Here is a 23,486-nt window from a genome sequence, read left to right as displayed (position 1 = left end):
AGCATGACATTACGCATCATCGACCAGCCCATCGTCCGCGAATTGCTGACCATGCCCGTTTGCATCGGCCTCATGGAACAGGCCATGCAGGCGACCGCCAAGGGCGAGACACTGCAGCCGCCGCGCTGGATCATCGGCCTGCCCGGCGATCAGGGCCGCGGCTTCGGCCTGATGCCCGGCGCCATGAATGCGCCGGCAAGCTTCGGCGCCAAGCTCACCGCCGTCTATCCTGAAAATGGTGCCAAGGGCCTGCAGTCACATCGCGGCATCATCGCCCTCTTCGAGGCCGAAGGCGGCGCGCCGGTGGCGATCGTTCATGGCGGCGAGGTGACGGCGATCCGCACGGCTGCCGCGAGCGCGTTGGCGACCCGGCTTCTTGCGCGGCCGGATGCCGGTGATCTGGCGATCCTCGGCTATGGCGAGCAGGCGCTGCAGCATCTGCGCGCCATGGCCGCCGTCCGCAAGCTCCGGCGCGTCCGCGTCTGGGGCCGCTCGGCCGAGCGTGCTGCGCATTTCGCCCGGGAAGGCCGGGAAGCCGTCGATTGCGAGATCGAGATTGCCCCGACCGTCGAAGCGGCCGTCGCAGGCGCGAGCCTGATCTGCACGGTAACAGGGGCGGCCGAACCGATCCTGGCAGGACGGATGATCAGCCCTGGAGCGCATGTCAACGTCGTCGGCTCGAGCGTTGCCGCAGCCCGCGAGATCGATGTCGATGCCGTCGAGAAGGCCCGGTTCTTCGTCGACTACAAGCCTTCGACCCTGCTGCAGGGCGGCGAGTTTCTCGCTGCCAAGCGCGAAGGGCGCGTCGGCGACGATCATATTCTTGCCGAGATCGGCGAGATCCTCACCGGCAGCAAGACCGGACGCCGGACGGACGATGAGATCACCATCTACAAATCGCTCGGCATCCCGGCCGAGGATCTCGTCTGCGCGCATTACCTTTATACAGCCGCTGCCGAGCGCGGGCTTGGCGCCAGCGTCGCTTTTTCATAATCAGGACGGAGAAGGATCATCATGAGCTTGCTCGCCGATATCGAACGCGCCCGCAGCGCCGTTCAGCCGCACATCCACCGCACGCCGCTCTGGCGCTCCACCACCCTGTCGAAGATGATCGGCGAGGAGGTCTATCTGAAGGCCGAGCTTCTGCAGAAGACCGGTTCCTACAAGCCGCGCGGCATGATCTGGGCGCTGATGTCGCTCTCCGATGCCGAGCGCGCTGCCGGTGCGATCACCTTCTCCGCCGGTAACGCGGCGCAGGGGCTTGCCTATGCCGGTGCAGTTCTCGGCGTGAAGACGGTCGTCATCATGGCGGCGACCGCCAACCCCACCAAGGTCCAGGCGACGAAGGACTACGGCGCGGAAGTGATCCTCCACGGCACGCCACAGGAAGCCGCGCAGTTCTGCCTCGATACGGCTAAGGAGCGCGGCCTCACCTATATCTCGTCCTATGACGACGACGCGCTGATGACCGGTCATGCCTCGCTCGGCTGCGAGATCTTCGAGGATCTGCCGGATGTTGGTACGATCTTCCTCGGCATGGGCGGCGGCGGCATGGCCGGTGGTCTCGCCAAGGCGGCGATCGCGCAGGACCGCGCCGTCGCGCTCTTCGGCATCGAGCCGGAGGGGGCGCCCGCCATGTATGAAAGCCTGAAGACCGGCAGCGCCGTTCGTCTTCCCGTCGTCAAGACCATCGCCGATGGCCTTGCGGCGCCGAGCGCGGGTGTGAAATGCTTCGAGCTGGTGCGCCAGCGTTTCGAGGATGTGCTGCTCGTCAATGACGAGCAGATCGTCGAGGCGATGAAGCTCCTGATGCAGCGCTGCAAGCTGATGCCGGAGCCTGCGGGTGCGGCGGCTCTTGCGGGCCTGCTTGCCAATCGCGACCGCGTGCGCGGCAAGGGCCCGGTGGTCTGCGTCGTCTCCGGCGGCAATGTCGATCTTGCCCTGCTCAAGCAGTGGCTCTGAAATAATCTCTAGGAAAAAGCATTATGCGTTTTGAAACTGATGTCAGGGAAAGCACGCTGGTCACCTTCGCCGCCGGCGAGGTGAAGGGCAGCGGCACGGTGCTGTTTGCCGGCGCCGGAGAAGACGGCAACACGCTCGTCGTCTGCGACAGCACGCCGGTTCATCCGGTGAGCTTCCGCTGGCCCGACCAGCCGGCCGACCGCGGCACCATGACCGGCGCCGATGGTGTCGGCCATCCTGTTGTCGATGCCCTGACCGGCATGGCCAATAGCGAGACCGGCGAGCTCGTGCTCGGCGAAGATGCCCGCGCGCTCGGCCGCACCGGCGACGAATGGAAGAGCGTCGTCGTGCATGTCGTCAGCGGCGCGAAGCCGTCTATCGGCGCTACCGTCTCGATCGAAGTCGATGCCGATTACCGCCGCAAGCTCAGCGTCGCGCATACCGCCGCGCATCTCTCAGCCTTCGCGCTGAACCGCGCTTCCAAGGCTTACTGGACCAAGGAAGGTGCGGCCGTCGATAGCCTCGGCAGCCCCGATCTCGACAAGGAAGCGATCGTCAGCGCGTCGTTGTCGGAGAATGTCTCCGTCGATACCTACCGGGTGGGCAAGACGCTGCGCAAAAAGGGTTTCGAGCTCGACCGCTTCATCGCCGATCTGCCTGACGTGATCGCCGCAGCAAACGAGACGCTGAAGGGCTGGCTCTCGGCACCGGGCGCGGTCTCGCTGACCCCGGTTCCTTCGACGCTCGATGCGCGCCGCCTGTGGCAGTGCAGCCTGGATGGCCAGGATGCGCAGATGTATTGCGCCGGAACCCATGTCGCCGATCTCTCCGACCTTGCCGAGGTCACCGTGCTGATCGAACCCGCCGAAAGCGGCTTCGTCATGCATACGAGAGCGGCCGGCCGCTAAGATCAAACTCTCCTGGTGCCCGTTCGCTCAGCGGCCGGGCACCAGCCTCAAGCGGGTGATCTCGGAGGGTGCTGCAAGCCTCAGCGGCGGTCCCCAATAGCCGGTGCCCCGGCTGGTATAGACCCAGAGATCGCCGAGCTTCGCCAGCCCGTGAACGAAGGGCTGCTGCAGCCGCACGAAGAACATCCATGGCAGAAACTGGCCGCCATGCGTATGACCGGAGAGCTGCAGCGTAAAGCCGGCCTCCGAGGCCGCCGCGGCGCTGCGCGGCTGGTGGGCCAGCAGCAGGCGGAAGGGCACGTCGGGCGCACCGTCGATCGCCTTTGCCGGATCACTCTCATGCGCCGGGTCGAAATGACCGCCGCCGTAATCCGTGACCCCGGCGACCACCGCGCGGGCCGTACCGTGGTCGATCACCACATGCTCGTTCATCAGCACGTTCAGCCCGAGGCGGCGGAACTCGGCGATCCAGGGATCGGCGCCGGAATAATATTCGTGATTGCCGGTGACGAAGAAGGCGCCGTGGCGGGCGGACAGCGCCCTCAGCGGCTGCGTATGCGACAGCAGCTGTGAGACGGAACCATCGACCAGATCGCCGGTGACGGCGATCAGATCCGGCTCCAGCGCATTGACCGATGCAACGATGCGCTCGACATAGCCGCGCTTGATCGTCGGGCCGATATGGATGTCGCTGACCTGGACGATGGTAAAACCATCGAGATCGTCATCGAGCCCCGCTATCGGCACATCGACCGTCTTCACCGGTGCGAGGCGGCGCGCGTAGTAGAGACCGAGCAGGCTGAGCGCCAGCGCCAGGACGGGAACGGCAACAGCGCTATAGGCCGTCAGCGGCGGGAGCGCCTGCGCGTTTCCGGTCACCCAGGCGACGATATTGGCGGCGATCAGAACGATGTCGCGCAGCACCGTCAGCGCCAGCAGCGAGGAGAAGAAGCCCATCGCCGAGAGGCCCGCCCAGGCGATCCGGTCGGAAAGCGGCTGCCGGGCAATGCGCCGGGCCGACATGCCGAGCGGGATCAGGATGAGCGATACGAGAAGGAAGATCACCGCGAACCAGGTGACCCAGCTGCCGGCCGGGGCGGCGGAGGTCAACCGTATGCCGACATAGAGATGCAGCAGGATGCCGAACGTCAGGACGCGGGCGAAAAACGAGATCGGGAGCATGGTGGCCTTGGAGCAGGGGACGGGCGGTATCCCATCCTATATGTGAGGGCCGCCTGCATTATGCAAAGGGGCTCGAAGCGAGGCCGGCAGGACCGGCCCCGCATTGATCGGGAGCGATATCAGCCCGCAGCCGCCATGGCCGCCTCGAGGCTGCGGCCGTCATTGGCCCAGAGATGCTCGATCTGCTGCGCCGTCGGGTCCGGGAAGATGTAGGCATCGCCGTTTTCGAGGCCGCGCACGATGTTGGCGGCAGCATGCTCCGGCGTCACCTTCTGCAGCGGGATATGTTTGGCGAGGTCGGTGTCGATCGGGCCCGGATAGATGCCGATGACATCGATGCCCGAAGGCTTCAGCGTGCCGCGCAGCGTCTGCGTCAGGGAGTGGAGCGCCGCCTTCGAGGCAGAGTAGCCGCCGAGCGGTGGAGCGGAAACGAGGCCGACGATGCTGACGACATTGACGACCGTGCCCGAACCACGGGCGGCAAAACCCGGCACGAAAGCGCGGATGACGCGGAGCGTGCCGTAATAATTGGTCTCCATGTCGCCGTTCAGCTCCTCATGCGAGCTGGTGATGAAGTCGTTGAAGGCCAGGCTACCGGCATTGTTGAGCAGCACATCGACATCCGGAGCGGCGGCGAGCGCCTGCGCCACGGAGGCGTCGCTGGTGACGTCGAGCTGCAGCGGCACGACGCGCTGATCGCCGAAATCGGGAAGCGAGGCAAGATTGCGGGCGGTGGCGTAGATCTTCTTGACGCCGGCTCCGAGCAGTTCGCGCACGGTTGCCGCGCCGATGCCGCGGTTGGCGCCAGAGACGAGGACGACCTTATTCTTCAGTGACATGACATTCCTTCCCGAGCGTTGCTTCGGCAAATGGGGGCAAGATGTAAACCGATCTGTTTACATGAGGGGTGAGATAAACAGATCTGTTTACCTTGTCAACGTGATTTGCTAATAGGTCTCTGAAACGCAGGGAATGTGATGATGTCCGCGACGACCGCGATGCCGGCGAAGAAGCTTGAAATCCTGAAGTTCGCCTTCGAGCGCTTCTATGACGGCGGCTTCCATGCCACCGGCATCGACAGCGTCATGGCTGAAAGCGGCATCTCGAAGCGCACGCTCTACAAGTATTTTCCGTCAAAGGAGGATCTGATCGAGGCGGTGCTCGACTATTACGGCGAGGGCATCGCCGACGCCTATTTCGCACCGGCGCTAGCCGCCGACAGCGATCCGCGCGCCCAGATCCTTGCCTGTTTCGACAGCCGCCGCGTAATGCTGGAGGCCGACCGGCGCGGTTGCCTCGGCGTGCGCGCCTCGCAGGAATATGCCGGCAAGCATGAGGGCATCGCCGCCCGCGGCGAACGGCTCGGCTACTATGTCGAGCAGCGCTTCATCGAAATGTGCGCCCGCTTCGGCGCCGCTGATCCGAGCGCGCTCGGAAAGCAGATCGCCGTCCTGTTTCAGGGTGCGCTGGTGATGGCGCAGGTCTGCCGCAACTCCGATCCCTTTGCCTCTGCCACGCTGGCCGTCGGCACCCTGCTCGACAATGCGGCGCGGGCCGGGCGCGGCTAAGCCGGTTCCAGCGCCATGACGAGGCTGGCGTTCTGCCCGCCGAAGCCGAAGGAGTTCGAGAGGACGGCGGAGACCTGCTTGTCGCGCTTGCGGTTCGGCACCACGTCGAGCGCGATTGCCGGATCGGGGTTGGTGTAGTTGATCGTCGGCGGCAGCGTGCCGGTCAGCATCGTCTGCAGTGAGAAGACGGCCTCGACGGCGCCGGCCGCGGTCAGCGTATGGCCGATCATCGACTTGTTGGAGGATAGCGGAATGCCTGCGAGCGCATCGCCGAAGACCGCCGACATCGCGCCATATTCCATCTTGTCGTTCTCGGGCGTCGAGGTTCCGTGGGCATTGATATAGCCGATGGCGCTTTCATCGAGACCGGCATCGGCGAGTGCAGCGCGGATCGTCGCGATCGCCGGGCCGCCATCGGGTGATGAGCGGGTGCGATGGAAGCTGTCGGCCTTGTCGCCTGCGCCCTTCATGATGCCGAGGATCCTTGCACCGCGGGCAACGGCGGCTTCCAGCGATTCCAGCACCAGCGTGGCGGCGCCTTCCGCTATGACGAAACCATCGCGGTCCTTGCTGAACGGCTTGGAGGCCTTGCTCGGCGGGTCGTTCTGGGTCGACAGAGCGGAGAGCAGCGAGAAGCGGATCAGCGCTTCGGCGCTGAGCGAGCCATCGGTCGCGACCGTCAGCGCCCGCTCGGTGCGGCCCTGGCGGATGGCCTCGATGCCGAGCTGGATGGCGGTGACGCCAGACGCGCAGGCCGTCGACAGCGTTACCGGCAGGCCGCGGGTGCCGAAGCGATCCGACAGCCGCTCGGAGATCGCGCCGAAGAGTGCGGCCTCGTAGAAATCAGGATCGGTTCTCGACCGCATTGCGGCGAGGAAGCGCTTGTAGCCGTCGCCCGGATGATCGGATGGCGGCGCGCGGTCGGCGAGTTCGAACCGGGCGCTCCACTCCGGCTCGATCGGCGGAGCCGCCAGAAAAAGCGGGCCGTTGAAATCGCCGGAGAGGCCGGCCTGCGCCAACGCCTCGATCGTCGTTTCACGGGCGAAGGCATAGGCGCGCTCGACGGCGTTCGGCGCGGGAGTGCCGATGAAATCGACGGTGCCGGCGATCCGGGTCGAGAGCCCTTCCGTCGGGAAGCGGGTGATCTCGTGAATACCTGAGGTGCCTGATGTCAGGGCATCCCAATTGTCCTTCATGCCCTGACCGAGCGAGGTGATGATGCCCATGCCGGTGACGGCGACAACCGGGCGGCCGAGGTGATCCCTGTAAGCTGTCATTTCATTGCTCCTGATCAGTGACCGCCGCCGCCTGGCTGCGCGCCCTTCGGCGGGGTGACGTTGCGCAACAGCGGCACGAGCGCGGTGGCGAAGACGAAGGCAACCATGATCACCCGGAAGGCATCGGCGTAGGCCATGGTCGAGGCTTCGCGATAAGCGAGCTTGAAGAGTTGCTTCAGCGCTGCGGTGTGGCCGTCATTGATGCTTCCGGCGACCTCCGAATAGCGCTGTGCAACGCCGCCCGTCAGCCGCTCCATGGCGCCGTTTGCGGGCGTCAGGTTGGAGGCGATGGCGTTGAAATGCATGTTGGTGCGGTTGTTGATGATCGCCGCACTGACGGCGATGCCAACGGCGCCGCCAAGATTGCGCATCATGTTGAACAGGCCGCTTGCATATTTCAGCCGTTCCGGCGGCAGGCTGCCGAGGCCGAGCGTCACGCTCGGCGCCACCGCGAAGACCTGCGGGAAGCCGCGGAAGACCTGCGGCCAGAACAGCTCGTCGCCGCCCCAGTCATGGGTAATGTAGCTGAAGCCCCACATCGAAATGCCGAAGGAGGCAAGGCCGAACATCATCAGCCAGCGGATATCGTAGCGCTTGGCGAGCATGATGTAGAAGGGCACGCCGATCATCGATGCGGCACCCGTCGAGAAAACGGCAAGCCCGGTTTCCCAGGCATTGAAGCCGCGCACATAGCCGAGAAACAGCGGTGTCAGGTAGATGGTCGAGAAGATGCCGATGCCGGTGACGAAGGAGAGCAGGCAACCGATCGCGAAATTGCGGTTTCCGAAGGCGCGCAGATCCACGACCGGCTTCGAATAGGTGAGGCTGCGGATGAAGAACAGCAGGCTGGAGATGGCGGCGACCGTCGCGGTCGTGCGGATCGTCTGGTCGTCGAACCAGTTGGCGCGCGTACCTTCTTCCAGCGTGTATTCCAGCGTCCCGAGCGCGATCGCCATCAGGACGATGCCGGGATAATCGGCTTCCTTGAGGAGCTTCAGGTCGGGCTCGTCGATCTTCACGAGGATGGCGACGAGGACGGCAATCAGCGCACCGGGCACGACGTTGATGTAGAACAGCCAGTGCCAGTTCCAGGTATCGGTGATCCAGCCGCCGATGACCGGTCCGAGCGTCGGCGCGACCGAGGCGATGGTGCCGACGACGGCAGCGGCATAGACCCGCCGCGGGCCGTCGAAATAGTGGAAGGACGAGGTGAAGACGGTCGGGATCATCGAGGCGCCGAGCAGACCCTGCAGGGCGCGGAAGACGATCATGCTGTCGATGTTCCAGGCGAGCCCGCAGAGCATGCTGGTCATGGTGAAACCGGCAGCCGAGGCAGCAAACAGCCAGCGTGTCGAGAACACGCGGGTCAGCCATCCCGATAGCGGGATGACGATGATCTCGGCGATCAGATAGGCGGTCTGTACCCAGCTGATCTCATCCTGCGAGGCCGACAGACCGCCGCCGATATCCTGCAGAGAGGAGGCGACGATCTGGATGTCGAGCAGGGCGATGAACATGCCGAAGCACATCACCACGAAGGGCAGCAGACTGCGAACCCAGCTTTGCTGGGCAGGCGTGACGGGGGCTGTCATTGTCCACTCCTGTCAGGGGCGTGTGTCGACCGTGACTGTCGTCGACAGGCCGGGGCGCAGCACCTGATCCTTGAGAGAAGCATCGTCGAGCGTGACGCGAACCGGCACGCGCTGGACGATCTTGGTGAAGTTGCCGGTGGCGTTTTCCGGCGGGATGACGCTGAAGGTGGCGCCGGTCGCCGGCGCGATGCTGGTGACGGTGCCGTTCAGGTCATGGCCGGGATAGATGTCGGCGACGACGGTGACCTTCTGGCCAGACTTGATGACGGCGAGCTGGTCTTCCTTGAAGTTGGCATCGATCCACAGGCCCTTGTCCGGGATGACGCTGAGCAGATAGCTGCCATCGGAAACGAATGCGCCGATCTGGGCGGCGCGGTTGCCGACATAGCCGTCAACTGGTGAGCGGATCTCGGTATAGCCGAGGTTCAGCCGGGCGGTCTCGACATCGAGCTTGGCACCTTCGAGCGCCGATTGGCCCTGGGTGATCTGGGTGTTCAGCACCTGGATTTCCTGCCGAGCCGCGGTGAGCCCGGCCTCGGAAGCGTTGACGGCGGCTTTGGCCTGCATGTCGGCCATCACCGCCTTCTGGGCGTTCTGCTCGGTGCCGGTGCTCTGGCTCGCAAGGTTCTTGTAGCGCACGGCATCGATTTCGGTGAAGTCGGCGGCCGCCTTCTTGGCTTCGAGATCGGCCTCGGCCTGCTTGACCAGCGAGGCCTGCATGTCCGACTGGGCGTGCAGATTGTCGAGGCTGGCCTGCTGTTCGCGCACGGCAGCTTCGGCGCGGTCAAGTGCCGTCTTGAAGGTGCGGTCGTCGAGGCGCACGAGCAGCTGCCCGGCGCTGACATGCTGGTTGTCGCCGACGAGCACTGCCTCGATATGGCCGGAAACGCGCGGCGAAAGCGCCGTGGTATTACCGCCGATATAGGCGTCGTCGGTCGTTTCCAGATAGCGGCCGGTCTGCGACCAGTAATAGCCATACCAGCCGGCGCCGCCTGCAATGGCGATGAGGGCAAGAATGCCGAGCGGGCGCTTGAGGCTTCTCTTCGGCTTCAGGGCAACGGCGCCCTGCGAGAGTTCGGATTCAGTCACGACCTTATTCATGGCCATGCTCCAGTCTTATTGTTCTTGGTTGGAAAGGGGCGGACGCTCGATCAGCGCCGTGCCCGGCGCCTCCGAACGGAAGGGGTAGCGGGCCTGCAGCGTCTCGCCGGCAGCGGGACCCGCAGCAACATCATATTGCGGCTTGGCGAGCGGGTTGCCGGTATTGCGGTCGACCAGCACGGGATCGGCCCAGGCGCCGCTCTCCTTGTCGACGATGACAAGGCTCGGTCCTTCCGGCGCAAAGTTGCGGTTGCTCCAGGCGATCATCGACCAGATCACCGGCCGGAAGTCTTCGCCGCAGGCCGTCAGCACATATTCGAAACGCTGCGGCCGCTCCTGATATTGCCGGCGCTCGAACAGCCCGGCCTTCACCAGAGCATCAAGGCGGCGGGTCAGCGTTGCGGTGGCGATGCCGAGGCTCTTCTGGAAATCGTCAAATCTCGTCACACCGCGCATGGCGTCGCGAAGGATGAGGATGCTCCACCATTCGCCAACGCGATCGAGGCTGCGGGCCACCGGGCACTGCATGGATTTGAAGCTCTTATTCTGCATCTCGCCACCTAGTAGCTTTCATCATTGAAGTTACGATACGCCGACCAATTGCATTTTGCAAGCGGTTCGTGACCGGTCGCTTAAACAGGGTAAATTCGACGGCGTCGAAGCCCGGAAATCATGGCTGGGATACGGATGAAAAATTTCAGACATCAAACCGGATGTTTGTAATTTTTCATATTGACAGCATGATGAAAAAAAATGAACATACGACCATAGCTTCAGAAAAAAAGGGAACAGCTATGGACACGACACCGGTATTTTCCGGCTTCATCGATGAGTTTGGGCTTTGGACGGAAGAGCAGCGCGAAGCGGCGCGCGACATTGCGGCGCTGGTCGATAGCGGCAAGCTGAAGACCTTCCGCGTCTCGGTGCCGGATGCGCAATCCAAGCTGCGGTCCAAGACGCTGCTGCCCGATGCTTTCAAGTCGGCGCTGCGCGATGGTGTCGAGTTTACTAGCGCATTCTTCAGCTTCGATTCCGCCGAAGGTGTCGCCTACAATCCCTTCGGCAAGAGCGGCGGCATCGGCCTCGACGAGATGCATGGCTTCTCGAACGCGATCCTCGTTCCCGATCCGCTGACCTTCCGCGTGCTGCCCTGGGCGCCGACTGTCGGTTGGGTGCTCTGCGATATTCATCTGCGCAGCGGCAAGCCGGTGCCCTTCGATGCGCGCCACCAGCTGAAGTCGTCGATCTCCCGGTTGAAGACGCTCGGTTTCGAGCTGGTCACCGGTCTGGAAGTCGAATTCTACGTGACCCGCGTGCTCGACCAGAATCTCGGCGAAGAGCATATGGGCGGGCTCGGCGTGCCGCCGACGCCGCCGACGGTCGAGGCGCTCTGGCGCGGTTTTGCTTATATGTCCGAGGACCAGCAGGACCGGATCAGCGAGATTACCGATTCCCTGGCCGACAACTGTCTCGGTCTCGGCCTGCCGCTGCGCACCATGGAAGACGAGATGGGGCCGGGGCAGCTGGAATTCACCTTCGACGTTCAGGATCCGCTGAAGGCTGCCGATTCCATGGTGCTGTTCCGCTCGATGGTGAAGCAGACCATGGCCCGCATGGGCCTGCACGCCACCTTCATGACCCGGCCGATCTTCCCGAGCTTCGTGGCATCCGGCTGGCACCTGCACCAGAGCCTGTCATCGCCCGGCAATCGCAATGCCTTCGTCGCCACGCCGGGCACCAACGAGCTGCTTTCCGCAACCGGTCAGGCCTATGTCGCCGGTCTCCTGGAACATGCGGTCGAAGCTTCGGTCTTCACCACGCCGACGGTCAACGGTTACCGCCGCCGCAAGCCGAACTCGCTGGCGCCGGACCGCTCCACCTGGGGCTATGACAACCGCGCCGCCATGGTCCGCGTCCAGGGCCGTCCCGGCCACCGCTCGTCGCATATCGAAAACCGCATCGGCGAGCCGGGTGCGAACCCCTATCTCTACATCGCCTCGCAGATCCTCAGCGGCTGCGACGGCCTGGAGCGGCAGCTCGATCCCGGTCCGGTCGAGGCCAGCCCCTACGAGGCGGCACACCGGCCCAAGCTGCCGACCAATCTGATGGAAGCGACGGCTGCCCTCGACAAGAGCCAGTTCTTCAGGGCGGCGATGGGCGATCAGTTCATCGATTGGCTGGTCGGCATGAAGAAGAGCGAAATCAACCGCTTCCTCGCAGCCGAGCCCGACTGGGAGAAGAACCCCGATGCCGTGACCCAATGGGAGCACCGTGAGTATTTCACGCGCTACTGAGACGGCAGCAACAAAGGAAAATTGACGTGAACGTTCACACTGCAACAAGGGGCTTCGGTCATCTGATCGAAGACCGGCGGGTTCACCGTACCCTTTACACAGACGCCAGCATCTTCAATCTCGAGATGAGCCGCATCTTCGGCGGCACCTGGACGTATCTCGCTCACGCCAGCGAGCTGCCGAACCCGAACGATTTCGTGCGCAAGCGGCTCGGCCTGCGCCCGGTCATCGTCACCCGCGACCGCGAGGGCAAGTTCCACGGCCTCCTGAACCGCTGCACCCATCGCGGTGCGACGATCTGCCGGCAGGACGAGGGCAATGCGCGCCGCTTCACCTGTCCCTATCACAACTGGTCCTTCACCAACACGGGCGAGCTTGCCGCCGTGCCGATGGAGGAGGGCTACGGCCCGTCCTTCGACAAGAGCGAGCTCGGCCTCGGCAAGCTACGCGTCGAGAGCTATCGCGGCTTCATCTTCGGCACGTTCAATCATGACCTGCCCGACCTGAAGACCCATCTCGGCCCTTCTGTGCAGCTGCTCGACGAGTGGCTCGACCGCTGGCCGGGCGCGGAAATCCAGCTGCGCCGCGGCGCCCACAAGCTGATGTGCGCCGGCAACTGGAAGCTCATCTACGACAACGCCGCCGACGGCTATCACCCGGGTTTCTCGCATGCCTCGCTGCTGCGCATGCGCAAGGATCGCTATGGCGGCGGCGTCGACATGCAGTGGACGCTGGGCAATGTCGACGATGGTCTGCAGACGGTGGCCGATACCGGCAATGGCGGCACCTTCATCGACCAGCGCGCCGAGATCACCCGCTACTGGGACCAGTCGGCGCCGATGCCGGGCGAGGATGCCTATGCGCGCATCATCCGCGAGCGTCTGGGCGAAAAGGGCGAGGACGCGCTCGACGTCGTCATGGGCTCGGGCATGAACCTCAACATCTTCCCGAACCTCCTGATTATCGGCAACCAGATCCAGGTTCTCGAACCGCAGAGCGTCAACCAGACCCATATCAACTGGTATGCGACGGCGCTCGTCGCCGACGATCTGCCGGATGAGGTCAACTCGCTGCGCATGCGCCTGCAGGAGGATTTCCCGTCCTTCGGCGAGCCGGACGATCTCGCCAATTTCGAAGAGTGCCAGGCCGGTCTCGAAATCGAGGAAGTCGCCTGGGTGCAGACCAGCCGCCATCTCGATACCGGCAAGGAATATATCGGCGCCAAGGGCATGCTGACCGGCCCGGTTTCCGACGAGTTGCCGCTGCGCGTCTTCTGGCGGGAATGGCTGAAACGAATGGAATCCGGCAACGCATGGGTGGCGCAATGAACATCAAGACAGACCCGATGCAGGGCGGCTTCACGCTCGAAGATATCCTGCGCGACACGCTGGATTCGACCTATATCGACGATGCCTATTACGCCAAGCTGCGTCATGACATGGTCGAGTGGGACGGCAAGGGCATGCTGCTCAGCGAAGCCGAGCGGCATATCTACGAGGCGCTGATCACCGAGGAAAACTGGCTGCTCGACCGGCGCGCCTTCGAGAAATGGTATCAGCTCTATAGCCGCAAATGCGTCTACTGGGTTCCGGCTGTCGGTGATCTTCCCGATCCTGTCAGGGCCGATCCTCAGCGCCAGGTGACGATCGCCTTCGACGACCGCCGCCGCCTCGGCGACCGGATCGTCTGGCTGCGCACCGGGGTTGCCTATTCCCAGCTTCCGCCCTCCTACACCTCGCATATCAGCACGGCCTTCGTGCGGATGCCGTCGGAGAACAAGTCGGAAGTGAAGGTGCGCTCGCAATTCCTGATCCAGGAGATGCGCGCCGGCCACGAGATCCAGACCTTCAGCGGCTGGATGGGGCACGTCTTCGTTGAAGAGGACGGGATCACCAAGATCGACCGCAAGGTCGTCTGCCTGCTCGATGCCCCGCGCAGCCACCACAACATGACGTTCCTGCTGTGAGATAAGATGATGAACGCCTCTGCTGCAGCCTTCAGAATGCCCCCAGAAACCGCGGTCGCGCCGAAGTTCCGCCTGCGGCTGACCGTGCAAAGCAAGGAGGCTGCAGCCGATGGCATCGTGAGGCTGCGGCTTGCCGGGGCGGACCTTCCGGCTTGGGAGCCGGGAGCCCATATCGAGCTTGCGCTTCCCGGTGGATTGGCGCGCGCCTATTCGATCGTCTCTGGCGATCCAGGCCGCAGCTATGAGCTGGCGATTCTGCGCGAACCGCAGAGCCGCGGCGGCTCGCAATATGTTCACGAACAGCTGCTGCCGGGCGATACCGTCTTTACCACCGAGCCGAAGAACTCCTTCGCTCTGGAACCGGCCGGGTATCACGTCTTCGTCGCCGGAGGGATCGGCATCACCCCGATCCTGCCGATGATCGACAGGTTGAAACAAGAGGGCAAACCCTGGCGGCTCTACTATCTCGGCCGCTCGCGCGGGCGGATGGCCTATCTGGAGACGGTCGCCGGACTCTCGCCCTCAAACCCCGGTCAGGCCGGTATTCACATCGATGATGAAGGCACGAGCATCGATCTTGCAGCGCTAGTGGATGGCCTCGCCGACGGCACGGCCGTCTACACCTGCGGTCCGAACGGGCTGATGGATGCGCTGGCGGCGCAGGTTGCGCGCCGCCCGTCGATCCATCTCCACATGGAGCGCTTCGGCCGCGCCGAGATCGCTGTCGCCGCAGATGTCGAGGCGATCGCCGACGATGCCACGCAGCAGGCTTGCGATGCCGACGGCGCCTTCGAGGTCGAGCTGCGCAAGACCGGCGCGACGGTCACCGTCGGCAAGGGCCAGACGATCCTCGAATGCGCCCGCACGGTCCGGCAGGGCCTGTCCTTCTCCTGTGCCGACGGCTATTGCGGCACCTGCGAGACGGCCGTGCTTGCCGGGCTGCCTGAACATCGTGATACGGTGCTGTCCGATGAGGAGCGGCAGGCAAACCGGACGATGATGATCTGCGTTGGCCGATCGAGAACGCGCAAGCTGGTGCTCGACCTCTAGCACCTGGGGCCGATCACGGTCGGTCCTAGCGCCTTCCGGTTCGTCTCGATATTCGTCCGGCCGGGCTTGCCGCAGGCCGGGCGGTCGAATACAACCGAAACGGCAATGGTGGCGAAAAAAGGCGGAATGACAGAGAAAGACGGAGCCGATGGGACTGTTTCACAGCGCATCAGGGTGCTTCGCGATCGCTTGCCGCCAGCCGAACTCGCCGTAGCCAATTCGATTTCCGAAAATTACCCGATGGGCGGCCTCGTGCCGATCGTCCAGCTTGCCGCCAATGCCGGAACAAGCCCGCCGACCGTCGTCCGCTTCGTGCGGAAGATGGGTTTCGAAGGCTATCCGGAATTCCAGGAAGCGCTGCGCCAGGAAGCCCAGAACCGGCTGTTTTCGCCGGTTGGCAGCTATCCCAACAATCGCGCCTCCTCGGATGAATCCTCGCCTGCCGGACAGGCGCAGCTCGTCTATCTTGAAAGTATCCGCAACACCTTCGCCTCGCTCAGCGATGACGAGATCGCCAATGCTGTGCGGCTGCTCTGCGACCGGGAACACGATATCGTCGTGGTCGGCGGCCGTTTCAGTCAGGTTCTGGCCCAGCAGCTTTATCGCTACCTGTCGATCCTGCGCCCGCAAGTGCGTCTTTCGGTGCCTGATATTCATAGCCTCGTCGACATCAGTCCCTCGACCGTTGCCGTGATCTTCGATTTCCGCCGCTACCAGCAGACGACGATCAACTGGGGCATCGAGGCGATCAACAAGGGCGCCAAGATCATTCTGGTCACGGACCAGTATCTCTCACCGCTTGCCTCCAAGGCAACGGCGCTGCTGACCGCCAGCAACAAGGGCCTGGAACCCTTCGATTCCATGACCGCAGCCTTCGCGCTGACCGAGCTCCTGATATCCGAAACCGCGAGGACGCTCGGAGAACCCGCCCGCAGCCGCCTGACGGAATTCGTCCAGCGGCAGGATGACGAAGACCGGTTGATTCTCAAGTTCGAACCGCCGGTTCGCGATTAGGACCGATATATTCGGCTCAACCTGAACTGAACGTCGATCGATCCTAGCCTTTCGGCCTCGCTTCCCGCGATGACGGCTTGCCGTCCGCGGTCGCACGTTCGAGCGCCCGGATATGGGCGTCGAGCAGCGAGACCGCAGCGTGATAATCCCGCTTTCTCAGCGCATCGACGATCTGCCGGTGGGCGATGCTGGACCCCGGCCGCCAGCCGGCCGAGCGGGTTGCCGAGAAGATGATGCGAGAGTTGGCGAGCTGTAAGTCGTCGAGCATCGCCAGCAGTCTCGGCATGCGGCATGCGCTCACCAGTTCGCGGTGGAAGACGCGGTTGGCGCTCTCCCATTCGGCGATCGTCTCCGCCTTGTCGCCGGCCGCCAGCGCCAGCTCGATCCGCTCAAGCGCCGCCGCATTGATCCTCGGCGCCGCATGCCGCAGCGCCAGCGCCTCCAGCGCGGCGCGGATCTCGACGGTTTCCTGAATCGAGGCCTGATCCAAGGGGGCGACGCGCATGCCACGGCGCGGCAGGCTGACGGCAAGCCCCTGGGCGCGAAGCAGCTGCAAGGCCTCGCGGGCGGGCACATGGCTGGCGTCGAATTCCTCGGCGATATGGTCCTGCCGAAGTGGCGTTCCGGCCGCCAGTTCTCCGGAAACAATTCTCTCCCCGATCACTCGGGCCATGCGTTCTGCGACAGTTTCAGCCATAGTATTCCATAGATAATCTATTAAAAAATAGATTGATTGAGTCAAAATCGGCCGATAGCCTTTTCGATAGGCAACATAATTATAGATAATCTATAATTCAATGAGTTTTTGTACGTTGCCTTGAGATCGATAGAGAGGAAGGCGACATGCTGAAAACTGAAGTGGCGATGGCGGCGGAGCGCGGATCTGCCGAAAGCCGTTGGACGCTGGATTCGGCGCGGGAACTCTATGACCTGCCCTTCAACGACCTGCTTTACCGGTCGCATGGCGTTCATCGCGCCAACTTCGATCCGAATGAGGTTCAGCTCAGCAAGCTGCTCAACATCAAGACCGGCGGCTGTCCCGAGGATTGCGGCTATTGCAGCCAGTCGGCGCATGCCCGGGTCTTGCTGCCTCCAAGCTCATGAAGCTCGACGACGTCATGTCGGAGGCCCGAAAGGCCAAGGAGAGCGGCGCCACCCGCTATTGCATGGGCGCTGCCTGGCGCAGCCCGAAGGCGAGGGACGAGGCGGCGATCGTCGCCATGGTCAAGGGCGTGAAGTCGCTCGGCCTCGAAACCTGCATGACCCTCGGGATGCTCTCGCCCGAGCAGGCGGAAACCTTCGCCGACGCCGGTCTCGACTACTACAATCACAACGTCGACACCTCGGAACGCTTCTATCCCGAAGTCATCACCACCCGCAGCTTCTCCGATCGCCTGGAGACCCTGGCGCATGTGCGCGAAGCCGGCATCAAGGTCTGCAGCGGCGGCATTCTCGGCATGGGCGAGACGGTTGACGATCGGATCGACATGCTCGTCACGCTCGCCAATCTGCCGGAGCCGCCCGAGAGCGTGCCGATCAATCTGCTGATCCCGATGCCGGGAACCAGGATGGCCAATGTCGATCCCGTCGATCCGATCGAATTCATCCGCATCATCGCGCTGGCACGGCTGATGATGCCGGCGTCCTCCGTCCGCCTGACGGCGGGGCGCACCGCCATGAGCGACGAGATGCAGGCGCTGTGCTTCTTTGCCGGCGCCAACTCGATCTTCATCGGCGATACGCTGCTGACGGCGGCCAACCCTGGTAATGATCGGGATTCGAACCTGCTCGCCCGGCTCGGCATGACCGCTACCAGCCTGGAGATCCCGGGTGAGTGCTGACCGGCTTGCCCGCTACGGCGCGGCGCTCGGCCAGCTTCGCCAGAAGGGCCGGTTGCGCGCGCTGAAGCGCGATACCGGCGCCGACTTCACCTCCAACGACTATCTGGGGCTGGCCGCGTCGGCGGAGATGCGCGATGCATTGTTCGCCGCGATCGAACGCGGCGTTCCCGCGGGTGCGGGTGGATCGCGCCTACTGCGTGGTAATCATGCCGAGCATGAGGCGCTCGAGGAAGAGGCGGCCGCCTTCTTCGGCTGCGAGCGGATGCTCTATTTCGGCAGCGGCTATGCCGCCAATCTGGCGATCCTCTCGACCTTGCCGCAGCGCGGCGATCTCATCGTCTACGATTGCCTCGTCCACGCCAGCGCCCATGAAGGAATGAAGGCGGGGAAGGCCGAGATGGCCGCAGTGCCGCATAATGATCCCGATGCGGTCGAGGATGCGATCCGCGCTTGGCGCGCCGCTGGCGGCACCGGCTTTCCCTGGATCGTCGTCGAAAGCCTCTATTCGATGGATGGTGACCGCAGCGCGCTCTCCGAGCTTCTCACTATCGCCGATCGCCACAATGGCTTTCTCTTCATCGATGAGGCGCATGCAACGGGCGTGCATGGCAGAGGTGGGATCGGCTATTCGGCCGGGTTCGAAGGCCGCGACAACGTCATCGTTCTCCATACCTGCGGCAAGGCGTTGGGTTCGGCTGGCGCGCTTGTCGGCGCCAATCGCGTGCTCTGCGATTTCCTCGTCAATCGGGCGCGTCCTTTCATCTATTCGACGGCGCCGTCTCCGCTGCAGGCGGCCAGTGTGCGCCATGCGCTCGGCATTCTCGCCAGTGAGCCGGAGCGGCGCAGCCGGCTGCATGCGCTGATCGACTATGCCAATGGCGAATTCTCCGGCCGCTTCGGCATGCCAGCAAGCGGCACGCAGATCCTGCCTGTCATCATCGGCGACAACAGCCGCACCGTCCGCATCGCGGAGCGGATGCAAGCCAGAGGCTTCGACATCCGGGCGATCCGCCCGCCGACCGTGCCCGTGGGCACGGCCAGGCTCCGCATCACGATCACGCTCAATGTCGATAAGCCCGCCATTGCACGAATGATGGATGGGCTGGCAGAGGCGATGGAAGAGGAAAGAGCATGAGCAGGTACTTCGTTGTCACCGGAACAGATACCGGCATCGGCAAGACCGTCTTTTCGGCGGCGCTGGCAGGCGCGCTCGATGGCTATTACTGGAAGCCGGTGCAATCGGGTCTCGATGAGGAGACGGATAGCGAGACCGTGAGGCGGCTATCCGGTCTGTCGGCGGAGCGGATATTCCCGGAAGCCTGGCGCCTGCAGACGCCGGTCTCTCCGCATCTTTCGGCCGAGATCGATGGCGTGGCGATTGATCCCGATGCGCTTCGGCTTCCTGAGACCGACGGTCCCCTTGTCGTCGAAGGCGCCGGCGGGCTGCTCGTCCCGCTGACCCGGCAAGGCACCTATATCGACGTCTTCGCCCGCTGGGGCCAGCCGGTCATTCTCTGCGCGCGCACCGGGCTGGGGACGATCAATCACACGCTGCTCTCGGTCGAGGCGTTGCGCCAGCGGCGCATCCCGATCGTGGGGATTGCCTTCATCGGCGAGGAGCGCTCCGACACGCAGACTATCATTGCCGAGATGAGCGGCGTGCCGGTTCTCGGCCGTCTGCCGGTGCTCGATGTGTTGACGCCGGAGAGCCTGCGCCGGGCGTTCACGGATCATTTCGATCTCTCGCTCCTTCAGGAAGGGGTTGCGGCATGACCGGCACTGCGAAGACATCGTCGGTCTGGCACCCTTTCAGTCAGCACAAGCTCGAACCGGCCTTCAAGAAGATCGTCAAAACCGAAGGCGCCTATCTGATCGACGAAGACGGTCGCTCCGTTCTCGATGCGATTTCCTCCTGGTGGGTGATCACGCATGGACATCGCCATCCTGTGATCACGGAGGCGATCCGGCTTGCGGCGGAGCGCTACGACCAGATCATCTTTGCCGAATATACCCACGAGCCGGCCGAGGAATTGGCGAGGGGACTGATCGAACTTGCGCCGCCCGAAATGGCGCATGTCTTCTATTCCGACAGCGGATCGACAGCGGTCGAAGTCGCCCTGAAGATGGCGCTCGGCTTCTTCCACAATAATGGTGCGCCGCGCTCGCGCGTCGTCGTCATGGAGCACGGCTACCACGGCGATACGATCGGCACGATGTCCGCAGGCGAGCGCGGCGTCTTCAACGCCGCCTATGCGCCGCTGCTCTTCAATGTCGATACGATCCCCTTTCCGGAACCCGGCCGCGAGCAGCAGACGCTCGATGCCCTCGAGCGGTTCTGCCGCGGTGGGGATGTCGCAGCCCTTTTGATCGAGCCGCTGGTCCTCGGCGCAGGCGGCATGAAAATGTATCCGGCTCATCTCCTGGCGGAGTTCCGGCGCATCATTCAGCGATACGGTACGCTTCTCATCGCCGACGAGGTGATGACCGGATGGGGGCGGACGGGATCGCTGCTCGCCTGCGATGAGACCGGTCTCGCGCCCGATATCCTCTGCCTGTCGAAGGGCATCACCGGCGGCGCCCTGCCGCTGGCGGTGACCCTGTGCACCGCCGAGATTTTCGACGCGCATCTCTCCGAAGACCGCCGCCGGACCTTCTTCCATTCGAGCTCCTATACGGCCAATCCGATCGCCTGCGCCGCAGCCGTCGCCAATCTCCAGCTCTGGCGTACCGAACCGGTCGCAGAGCGCATCGAGGCAGTGGCGGCGATGCATCGCGACAGGCTCGCGCGGTTTCGCTCGGATCCGCGTTTCGTCAATATCCGCCAGCAGGGCACGATTGCGGCGCTCGATCTCGCGGCCGATACGACGGGCTATCTCTCGGAAGTCGGGCCGCGCCTCAGAGCCTTCTTCCGCCAGCGCGATCTCCTCATCCGCCCGCTCGGCAATGTCATCTATCTGATGCCGCCCTACTGCGTGACCGAGGCGGATCTCGACAGGGCCTACAACGCCATCGACGAGGCCGCCGATTTCATCAGGAGCGCGGCGCGATGACGGTTGCCAGCCGAATGGCGGGTTTCGGGCATTACGTGCCCGAGCGGCGCGTCGACAATCTGGAGCTTGAGCTGCAGCTGGGCCTCGATCCCGGCTGGATCGAACGGCGCACCGGCATCCGCTCGCGGCGCTGGGCGGCAGCGGGAGAAACGCTCACGGATATTGCGGCGAAAGCAGGTGAGATGGCTCTTCAGGAAGCTGGCGTGGATCGGAAGACCGTGGCGCTGACGCTGCTTGCAACATCGACGCCGGATCATCTCTTGCCGCCATCGGCACCGCTGCTGGCATTCCGCCTTGGCCTCTCCGCCTCGGGCGCGATCGACCTTGCGGGCGCCTGCTCCGGCTTTCTCTACGCGCTGGTGCTCGCCGACGGTTTCGTCAGGGCGCATGGCAAGCCGGTGCTCGTCATTGCCGCCAACATCCTGAGCCGGCGTATCAACATGAAGGAGCGGGGTACAGCCGCGGTCTTTGCCGATGCCGCGGGCGCGGTCCTGCTGATGCCGTCGGCCGTGCGGTATAGCGGTGTGATCGGTGTCGAGCTTATCCAAGAGGGGCAGAATTACGATCTGATCCAGATCCCCGCCGGTGGCAGCGCGCGGCCATTCGAGCCCGGTTTCGACATCGGCGAATTGCGCATGACGATGCGCGACGGCAAGGCGGTCTTCGCGCACGCTGTGCGGATGATGACGCAATCGGCGGCGCGGGCGATGGAGCAGGCGGGACTTGTCGCGCAGGATATCGGCCGCTTCGCACCGCATCAGGCCAATTCCCGCATCATCGATGCGGTTTGCGACCAGCTTTCGATTACGCCGGATGCGGCGCTGCGCACCATCGGCGAGTTCGGCAATTCGTCGGCGGCGACCATCCCGCTGTCGCTCTCGCTGGCCAACAAAGAGCGGCACTTTGCTTCCGGCGAGTGCCTGCTGCTGGCGGCGGCCGGCGCTGGCATGGCCGGTGGGGCTGTTGCCTTCCGCGTTGCCTGACTAGCGCGAAATCCGCGTCGAAAGGATGATCGACGAGAGCGTCCGCTCGACGCCCTCGATCGTGCCGATATCGTCGATCATCTGGTCGAGCTCGGAGATGGACGGTGCGGCGATGATGGCGATCAGGTCGAAGCTGCCGCTAACGGAATGCACCTCGGTCACGGCCGTCATCTTTTCCAGCGACGCCGTCACCTGCGACAGCGCCTTCGGCGCAATGGTGATCAGGATATGTGCACGCACCAGGCTGGAGGCATAGCTTTCCGACAACCGGATCGAATAGCCGGCGATAACCTTGTCTCTCTCGAGACGTTCGAGGCGGGCCTGGACGGTGGTGCGCGACAGCGACAGCCGCTTGGCGAGAGTCGCGACCGGCATCCGGGCATTTTCGCTGAGCACGGCGAGCAGCTCGCGATCTTTGTCAGATAGTGCCATGTTTCCCACAATCTGCCGATCATCTCCGGCATTATGCCGAATTATCTACGTCATATTGCTCATAATGTCGCTATGAATCGTCCTGCCTCGGCGGCAAACTTATAAAAATCTTATAGCCAAACCCCAGGGGATTTATATGAAGGAAATAGTGGTTATCGGTGCTGGCAAGATCGGCGGAGCGATTGCGCTGATGCTGGCGGAGACGGGCGACTACAAGGTCGTGGTCACCGATCGCGACGAGAAGCAGCTTTCGAAGATCGACCGCCATCCGGCGATCTCGACCGCAGCCGTCGACATCACCGATAGCGCCGCGCTGGTCGCCGTCCTCAAGGGCAAGTTCGCCGTTCTCTCGGCCGCCCCCTTCAACCTGACCGGCAAGGTTGCCGAAGCAGCGCTCGCAGCTTCCGTCCACTATCTCGATCTCACCGAAGACGTCGCCACGACCAAGAAGGTCGAAGAGCTTGCGAACGGTGCCGATGTCGCCTTCATTCCGCAGTGCGGCCTGGCGCCGGGCTTCATTTCGATCGTCGCCAATGAGCTCGCCACCCGCTTCGATACGCTCGACAGCGTCCGCATGCGCGTCGGCGCCCTGCCGCAATATCCGTCCAATGCCCTGAACTATAATCTGACCTGGAGCACGGACGGGCTGATCAACGAATATATCGAGCCCTGCGAAGCTGTCGTCGAAGGCAAGCTCGTCACGGTTCCGGCGATGGAAGAGCGCGAAGAGTTCTCGCTCGATGGCGTCACCTATGAAGCCTTCAACACGTCCGGCGGCCTCGGCACGCTGGCGAAGTCGCTCGAAGGCCGCGTGCGGACCATGAACTATCGCACGATCCGCTATCCCGGCCATCAGGCAATCATCAAGGCGCTGCTGAACGACCTCAACCTGAAGAACCGCCGTGACGTCCTAAAGGACCTCTTCGAGAACGCACTTCCGGCCACCATGCAGGACGTCGTCGTGATCTTCGTCACCGTCTGCGGCTGGAAGGATGGCCGCTACATGCAGGAGACCTACGCGAACAAGGTCTATGCGGGCGTCGTTGCCGGCAAGAAGATGAGCGCGATCCAGATCACCACGGCTGCCGGTATCACCACGGTTCTCGATCTCCTCGCAGACGGCAAGCTCCCGCAGAAGGGCTTCGTTCGCCAGGAAGAGATCACACTGGCCGACTTCCTGAACAGCCGCTTCGGCCGTGTCTATGATCCGGAAGCCATGCGCCTGAAGCAGGCGATGTAATCCTGCGCCGAACAGCGAAGAACGCC

Annotated in this window: 22 protein-coding genes and 1 pseudogene; 15 read left to right on the top strand and 8 right to left on the bottom strand. The window is 63.6% G+C overall.

From position 1 onward, the window contains the following. Positions 1-3 precede the first annotated feature (3 nt). The 3 genes from F2982_RS24820 to F2982_RS24810 are packed head-to-tail and all read left to right on the top strand — an operon-like array spanning position 4 to position 2,870. The gene (locus tag F2982_RS24820) at positions 4-993 is read left to right on the top strand and encodes an ornithine cyclodeaminase family protein (RefSeq protein ID WP_203430259.1); all 990 of its coding nucleotides are present in this window, start codon (positions 4-6) and stop codon (positions 991-993) included. 21 nt (positions 994-1,014) lie between these two features. Further along, complete coding sequence (locus F2982_RS24815) at positions 1,015-1,962, top strand: threonine/serine dehydratase (RefSeq protein ID WP_203430258.1); 948 nt, start codon at positions 1,015-1,017, stop codon at positions 1,960-1,962. Positions 1,963-1,985: 23 nt separating this feature from the next. Then, positions 1,986-2,870, top strand: a complete 885-nt coding sequence (locus tag F2982_RS24810) for a hypothetical protein (protein WP_203430257.1) — start codon at positions 1,986-1,988, stop codon at positions 2,868-2,870. A 27-nt stretch (positions 2,871-2,897) separates the two neighbouring features. Here the strand turns inward: F2982_RS24810 and F2982_RS24805 are convergent, their stop codons facing one another. Then, positions 2,898-4,052 (bottom strand): metallophosphoesterase, encoded by a 1,155-nt coding sequence (locus F2982_RS24805; protein ID WP_203430256.1) that lies wholly within the window; start codon positions 4,050-4,052, stop codon positions 2,898-2,900. A 119-nt stretch (positions 4,053-4,171) separates the two neighbouring features. Next, positions 4,172-4,891 carry an SDR family oxidoreductase gene (locus tag F2982_RS24800; protein ID WP_203430255.1) on the bottom strand — a complete coding sequence of 240 codons (720 nt, stop codon included), beginning with the start codon at positions 4,889-4,891 and terminating at the stop codon, positions 4,172-4,174. Between the two features lie 138 nt (positions 4,892-5,029). On the opposite strand from F2982_RS24800, the gene F2982_RS24795 reads away from it, so the two are divergent. Beyond that, on the top strand, positions 5,030-5,620 hold the full coding sequence (locus tag F2982_RS24795; RefSeq protein WP_246777585.1) for a TetR/AcrR family transcriptional regulator: 591 nt from the start codon (positions 5,030-5,032) through the stop codon (positions 5,618-5,620). On the opposite strand, the gene F2982_RS24790 is transcribed toward F2982_RS24795, so the two are convergent. The 4 genes from F2982_RS24790 to F2982_RS24775 all read right to left on the bottom strand — a co-directional run bounded on the left by F2982_RS24790 (position 5,617) and on the right by F2982_RS24775 (position 10,142). Then, positions 5,617-6,897, bottom strand: coding sequence for a beta-ketoacyl-ACP synthase (locus F2982_RS24790; protein ID WP_203430254.1), 1,281 nt, complete (start codon positions 6,895-6,897; stop codon positions 5,617-5,619). The two genes, F2982_RS24795 and F2982_RS24790, sit on opposite strands and share 4 nt — an antisense overlap. A gap of 14 nt (positions 6,898-6,911) precedes the next feature. Continuing rightward, entirely contained in the window at positions 6,912-8,426 is a 1,515-nt protein-coding gene (locus F2982_RS24785) for a DHA2 family efflux MFS transporter permease subunit (protein WP_246777658.1), read from the bottom strand. Positions 8,427-8,501: 75 nt separating this feature from the next. After that, complete coding sequence (locus F2982_RS24780) at positions 8,502-9,590, bottom strand: HlyD family secretion protein (protein WP_203430253.1); 1,089 nt, start codon at positions 9,588-9,590, stop codon at positions 8,502-8,504. 15 nt (positions 9,591-9,605) lie between these two features. After that, positions 9,606-10,142 carry a helix-turn-helix domain-containing protein gene (locus F2982_RS24775; protein WP_112714611.1) on the bottom strand — a complete coding sequence of 179 codons (537 nt, stop codon included), beginning with the start codon at positions 10,140-10,142 and terminating at the stop codon, positions 9,606-9,608. A 242-nt stretch (positions 10,143-10,384) separates the two neighbouring features. Between F2982_RS24775 and F2982_RS24770 the strand changes: the two genes are divergently transcribed. The 5 genes from F2982_RS24770 to F2982_RS24750 all read left to right on the top strand — a co-directional run bounded on the left by F2982_RS24770 (position 10,385) and on the right by F2982_RS24750 (position 15,914). Further along, complete coding sequence (locus tag F2982_RS24770; RefSeq protein WP_130280377.1) at positions 10,385-11,884, top strand: glutamine synthetase family protein; 1,500 nt, start codon at positions 10,385-10,387, stop codon at positions 11,882-11,884. Positions 11,885-11,910: 26 nt separating this feature from the next. Continuing rightward, positions 11,911-13,212 carry an aromatic ring-hydroxylating dioxygenase subunit alpha gene (locus F2982_RS24765; protein ID WP_246777584.1) on the top strand — a complete coding sequence of 434 codons (1,302 nt, stop codon included), beginning with the start codon at positions 11,911-11,913 and terminating at the stop codon, positions 13,210-13,212. Beyond that, positions 13,209-13,850, top strand: coding sequence for an aromatic-ring-hydroxylating dioxygenase subunit beta (locus F2982_RS24760; RefSeq protein WP_246777583.1), 642 nt, complete (start codon positions 13,209-13,211; stop codon positions 13,848-13,850). Before F2982_RS24765 ends, F2982_RS24760 begins: the two co-directional genes overlap by 4 nt. 36 nt (positions 13,851-13,886) lie before the next feature. Next, positions 13,887-14,900 carry a PDR/VanB family oxidoreductase gene (locus tag F2982_RS24755; protein ID WP_203430251.1) on the top strand — a complete coding sequence of 338 codons (1,014 nt, stop codon included), beginning with the start codon at positions 13,887-13,889 and terminating at the stop codon, positions 14,898-14,900. A gap of 126 nt (positions 14,901-15,026) precedes the next feature. Continuing rightward, positions 15,027-15,914, top strand: coding sequence for a MurR/RpiR family transcriptional regulator (locus tag F2982_RS24750; protein WP_199625612.1), 888 nt, complete (start codon positions 15,027-15,029; stop codon positions 15,912-15,914). Positions 15,915-15,957: 43 nt separating this feature from the next. Here the strand turns inward: F2982_RS24750 and F2982_RS24745 are convergent, their stop codons facing one another. Continuing rightward, complete coding sequence (locus F2982_RS24745) at positions 15,958-16,611, bottom strand: GntR family transcriptional regulator (RefSeq protein ID WP_203430250.1); 654 nt, start codon at positions 16,609-16,611, stop codon at positions 15,958-15,960. A gap of 146 nt (positions 16,612-16,757) precedes the next feature. Here F2982_RS24745 and bioB point away from each other — a divergent pair. From bioB to F2982_RS24720, 5 genes and pseudogenes are all read left to right on the top strand, one after another. Beyond that, a pseudogene (bioB, locus tag F2982_RS24740) lies at positions 16,758-17,755 on the top strand (biotin synthase BioB). Further along, positions 17,745-18,890, top strand: coding sequence for an 8-amino-7-oxononanoate synthase (locus F2982_RS24735; protein WP_203430249.1), 1,146 nt, complete (start codon positions 17,745-17,747; stop codon positions 18,888-18,890). The pseudogene bioB and the gene F2982_RS24735 overlap by 11 nt, the downstream one beginning before the upstream one ends. Next, a complete protein-coding gene (gene bioD, locus F2982_RS24730; protein WP_203430248.1) occupies positions 18,887-19,528 on the top strand; it encodes a dethiobiotin synthase in 642 nt (213 codons plus the stop codon). Before F2982_RS24735 ends, bioD begins: the two co-directional genes overlap by 4 nt. Continuing rightward, complete coding sequence (locus F2982_RS24725) at positions 19,525-20,805, top strand: adenosylmethionine--8-amino-7-oxononanoate transaminase (RefSeq protein WP_203430247.1); 1,281 nt, start codon at positions 19,525-19,527, stop codon at positions 20,803-20,805. Before bioD ends, F2982_RS24725 begins: the two co-directional genes overlap by 4 nt. Next, positions 20,802-21,788 carry a beta-ketoacyl-ACP synthase III gene (locus F2982_RS24720; protein WP_203430246.1) on the top strand — a complete coding sequence of 329 codons (987 nt, stop codon included), beginning with the start codon at positions 20,802-20,804 and terminating at the stop codon, positions 21,786-21,788. Before F2982_RS24725 ends, F2982_RS24720 begins: the two co-directional genes overlap by 4 nt. On the opposite strand, the gene F2982_RS24715 is transcribed toward F2982_RS24720, so the two are convergent. Further along, positions 21,789-22,220 carry an Lrp/AsnC family transcriptional regulator gene (locus F2982_RS24715; protein WP_112714591.1) on the bottom strand — a complete coding sequence of 144 codons (432 nt, stop codon included), beginning with the start codon at positions 22,218-22,220 and terminating at the stop codon, positions 21,789-21,791. A gap of 136 nt (positions 22,221-22,356) precedes the next feature. Here F2982_RS24715 and F2982_RS24710 point away from each other — a divergent pair, with 136 nt between their 5' ends. Further along, a complete protein-coding gene (locus F2982_RS24710) occupies positions 22,357-23,460 on the top strand; it encodes a saccharopine dehydrogenase family protein (RefSeq protein WP_199625605.1) in 1,104 nt (367 codons plus the stop codon). Positions 23,461-23,486: the final 26 nt, after the last annotated feature.

The sequence above is a fragment of the Rhizobium sp. BG4 genome, assembly GCF_016864575.1.
GTDB lineage: Bacteria > Pseudomonadota > Alphaproteobacteria > Rhizobiales > Rhizobiaceae > Rhizobium.
The sequence above is the reverse complement of the archived record's forward strand: the minus strand, read 5'-3'. Positions and strand labels throughout refer to the sequence as shown.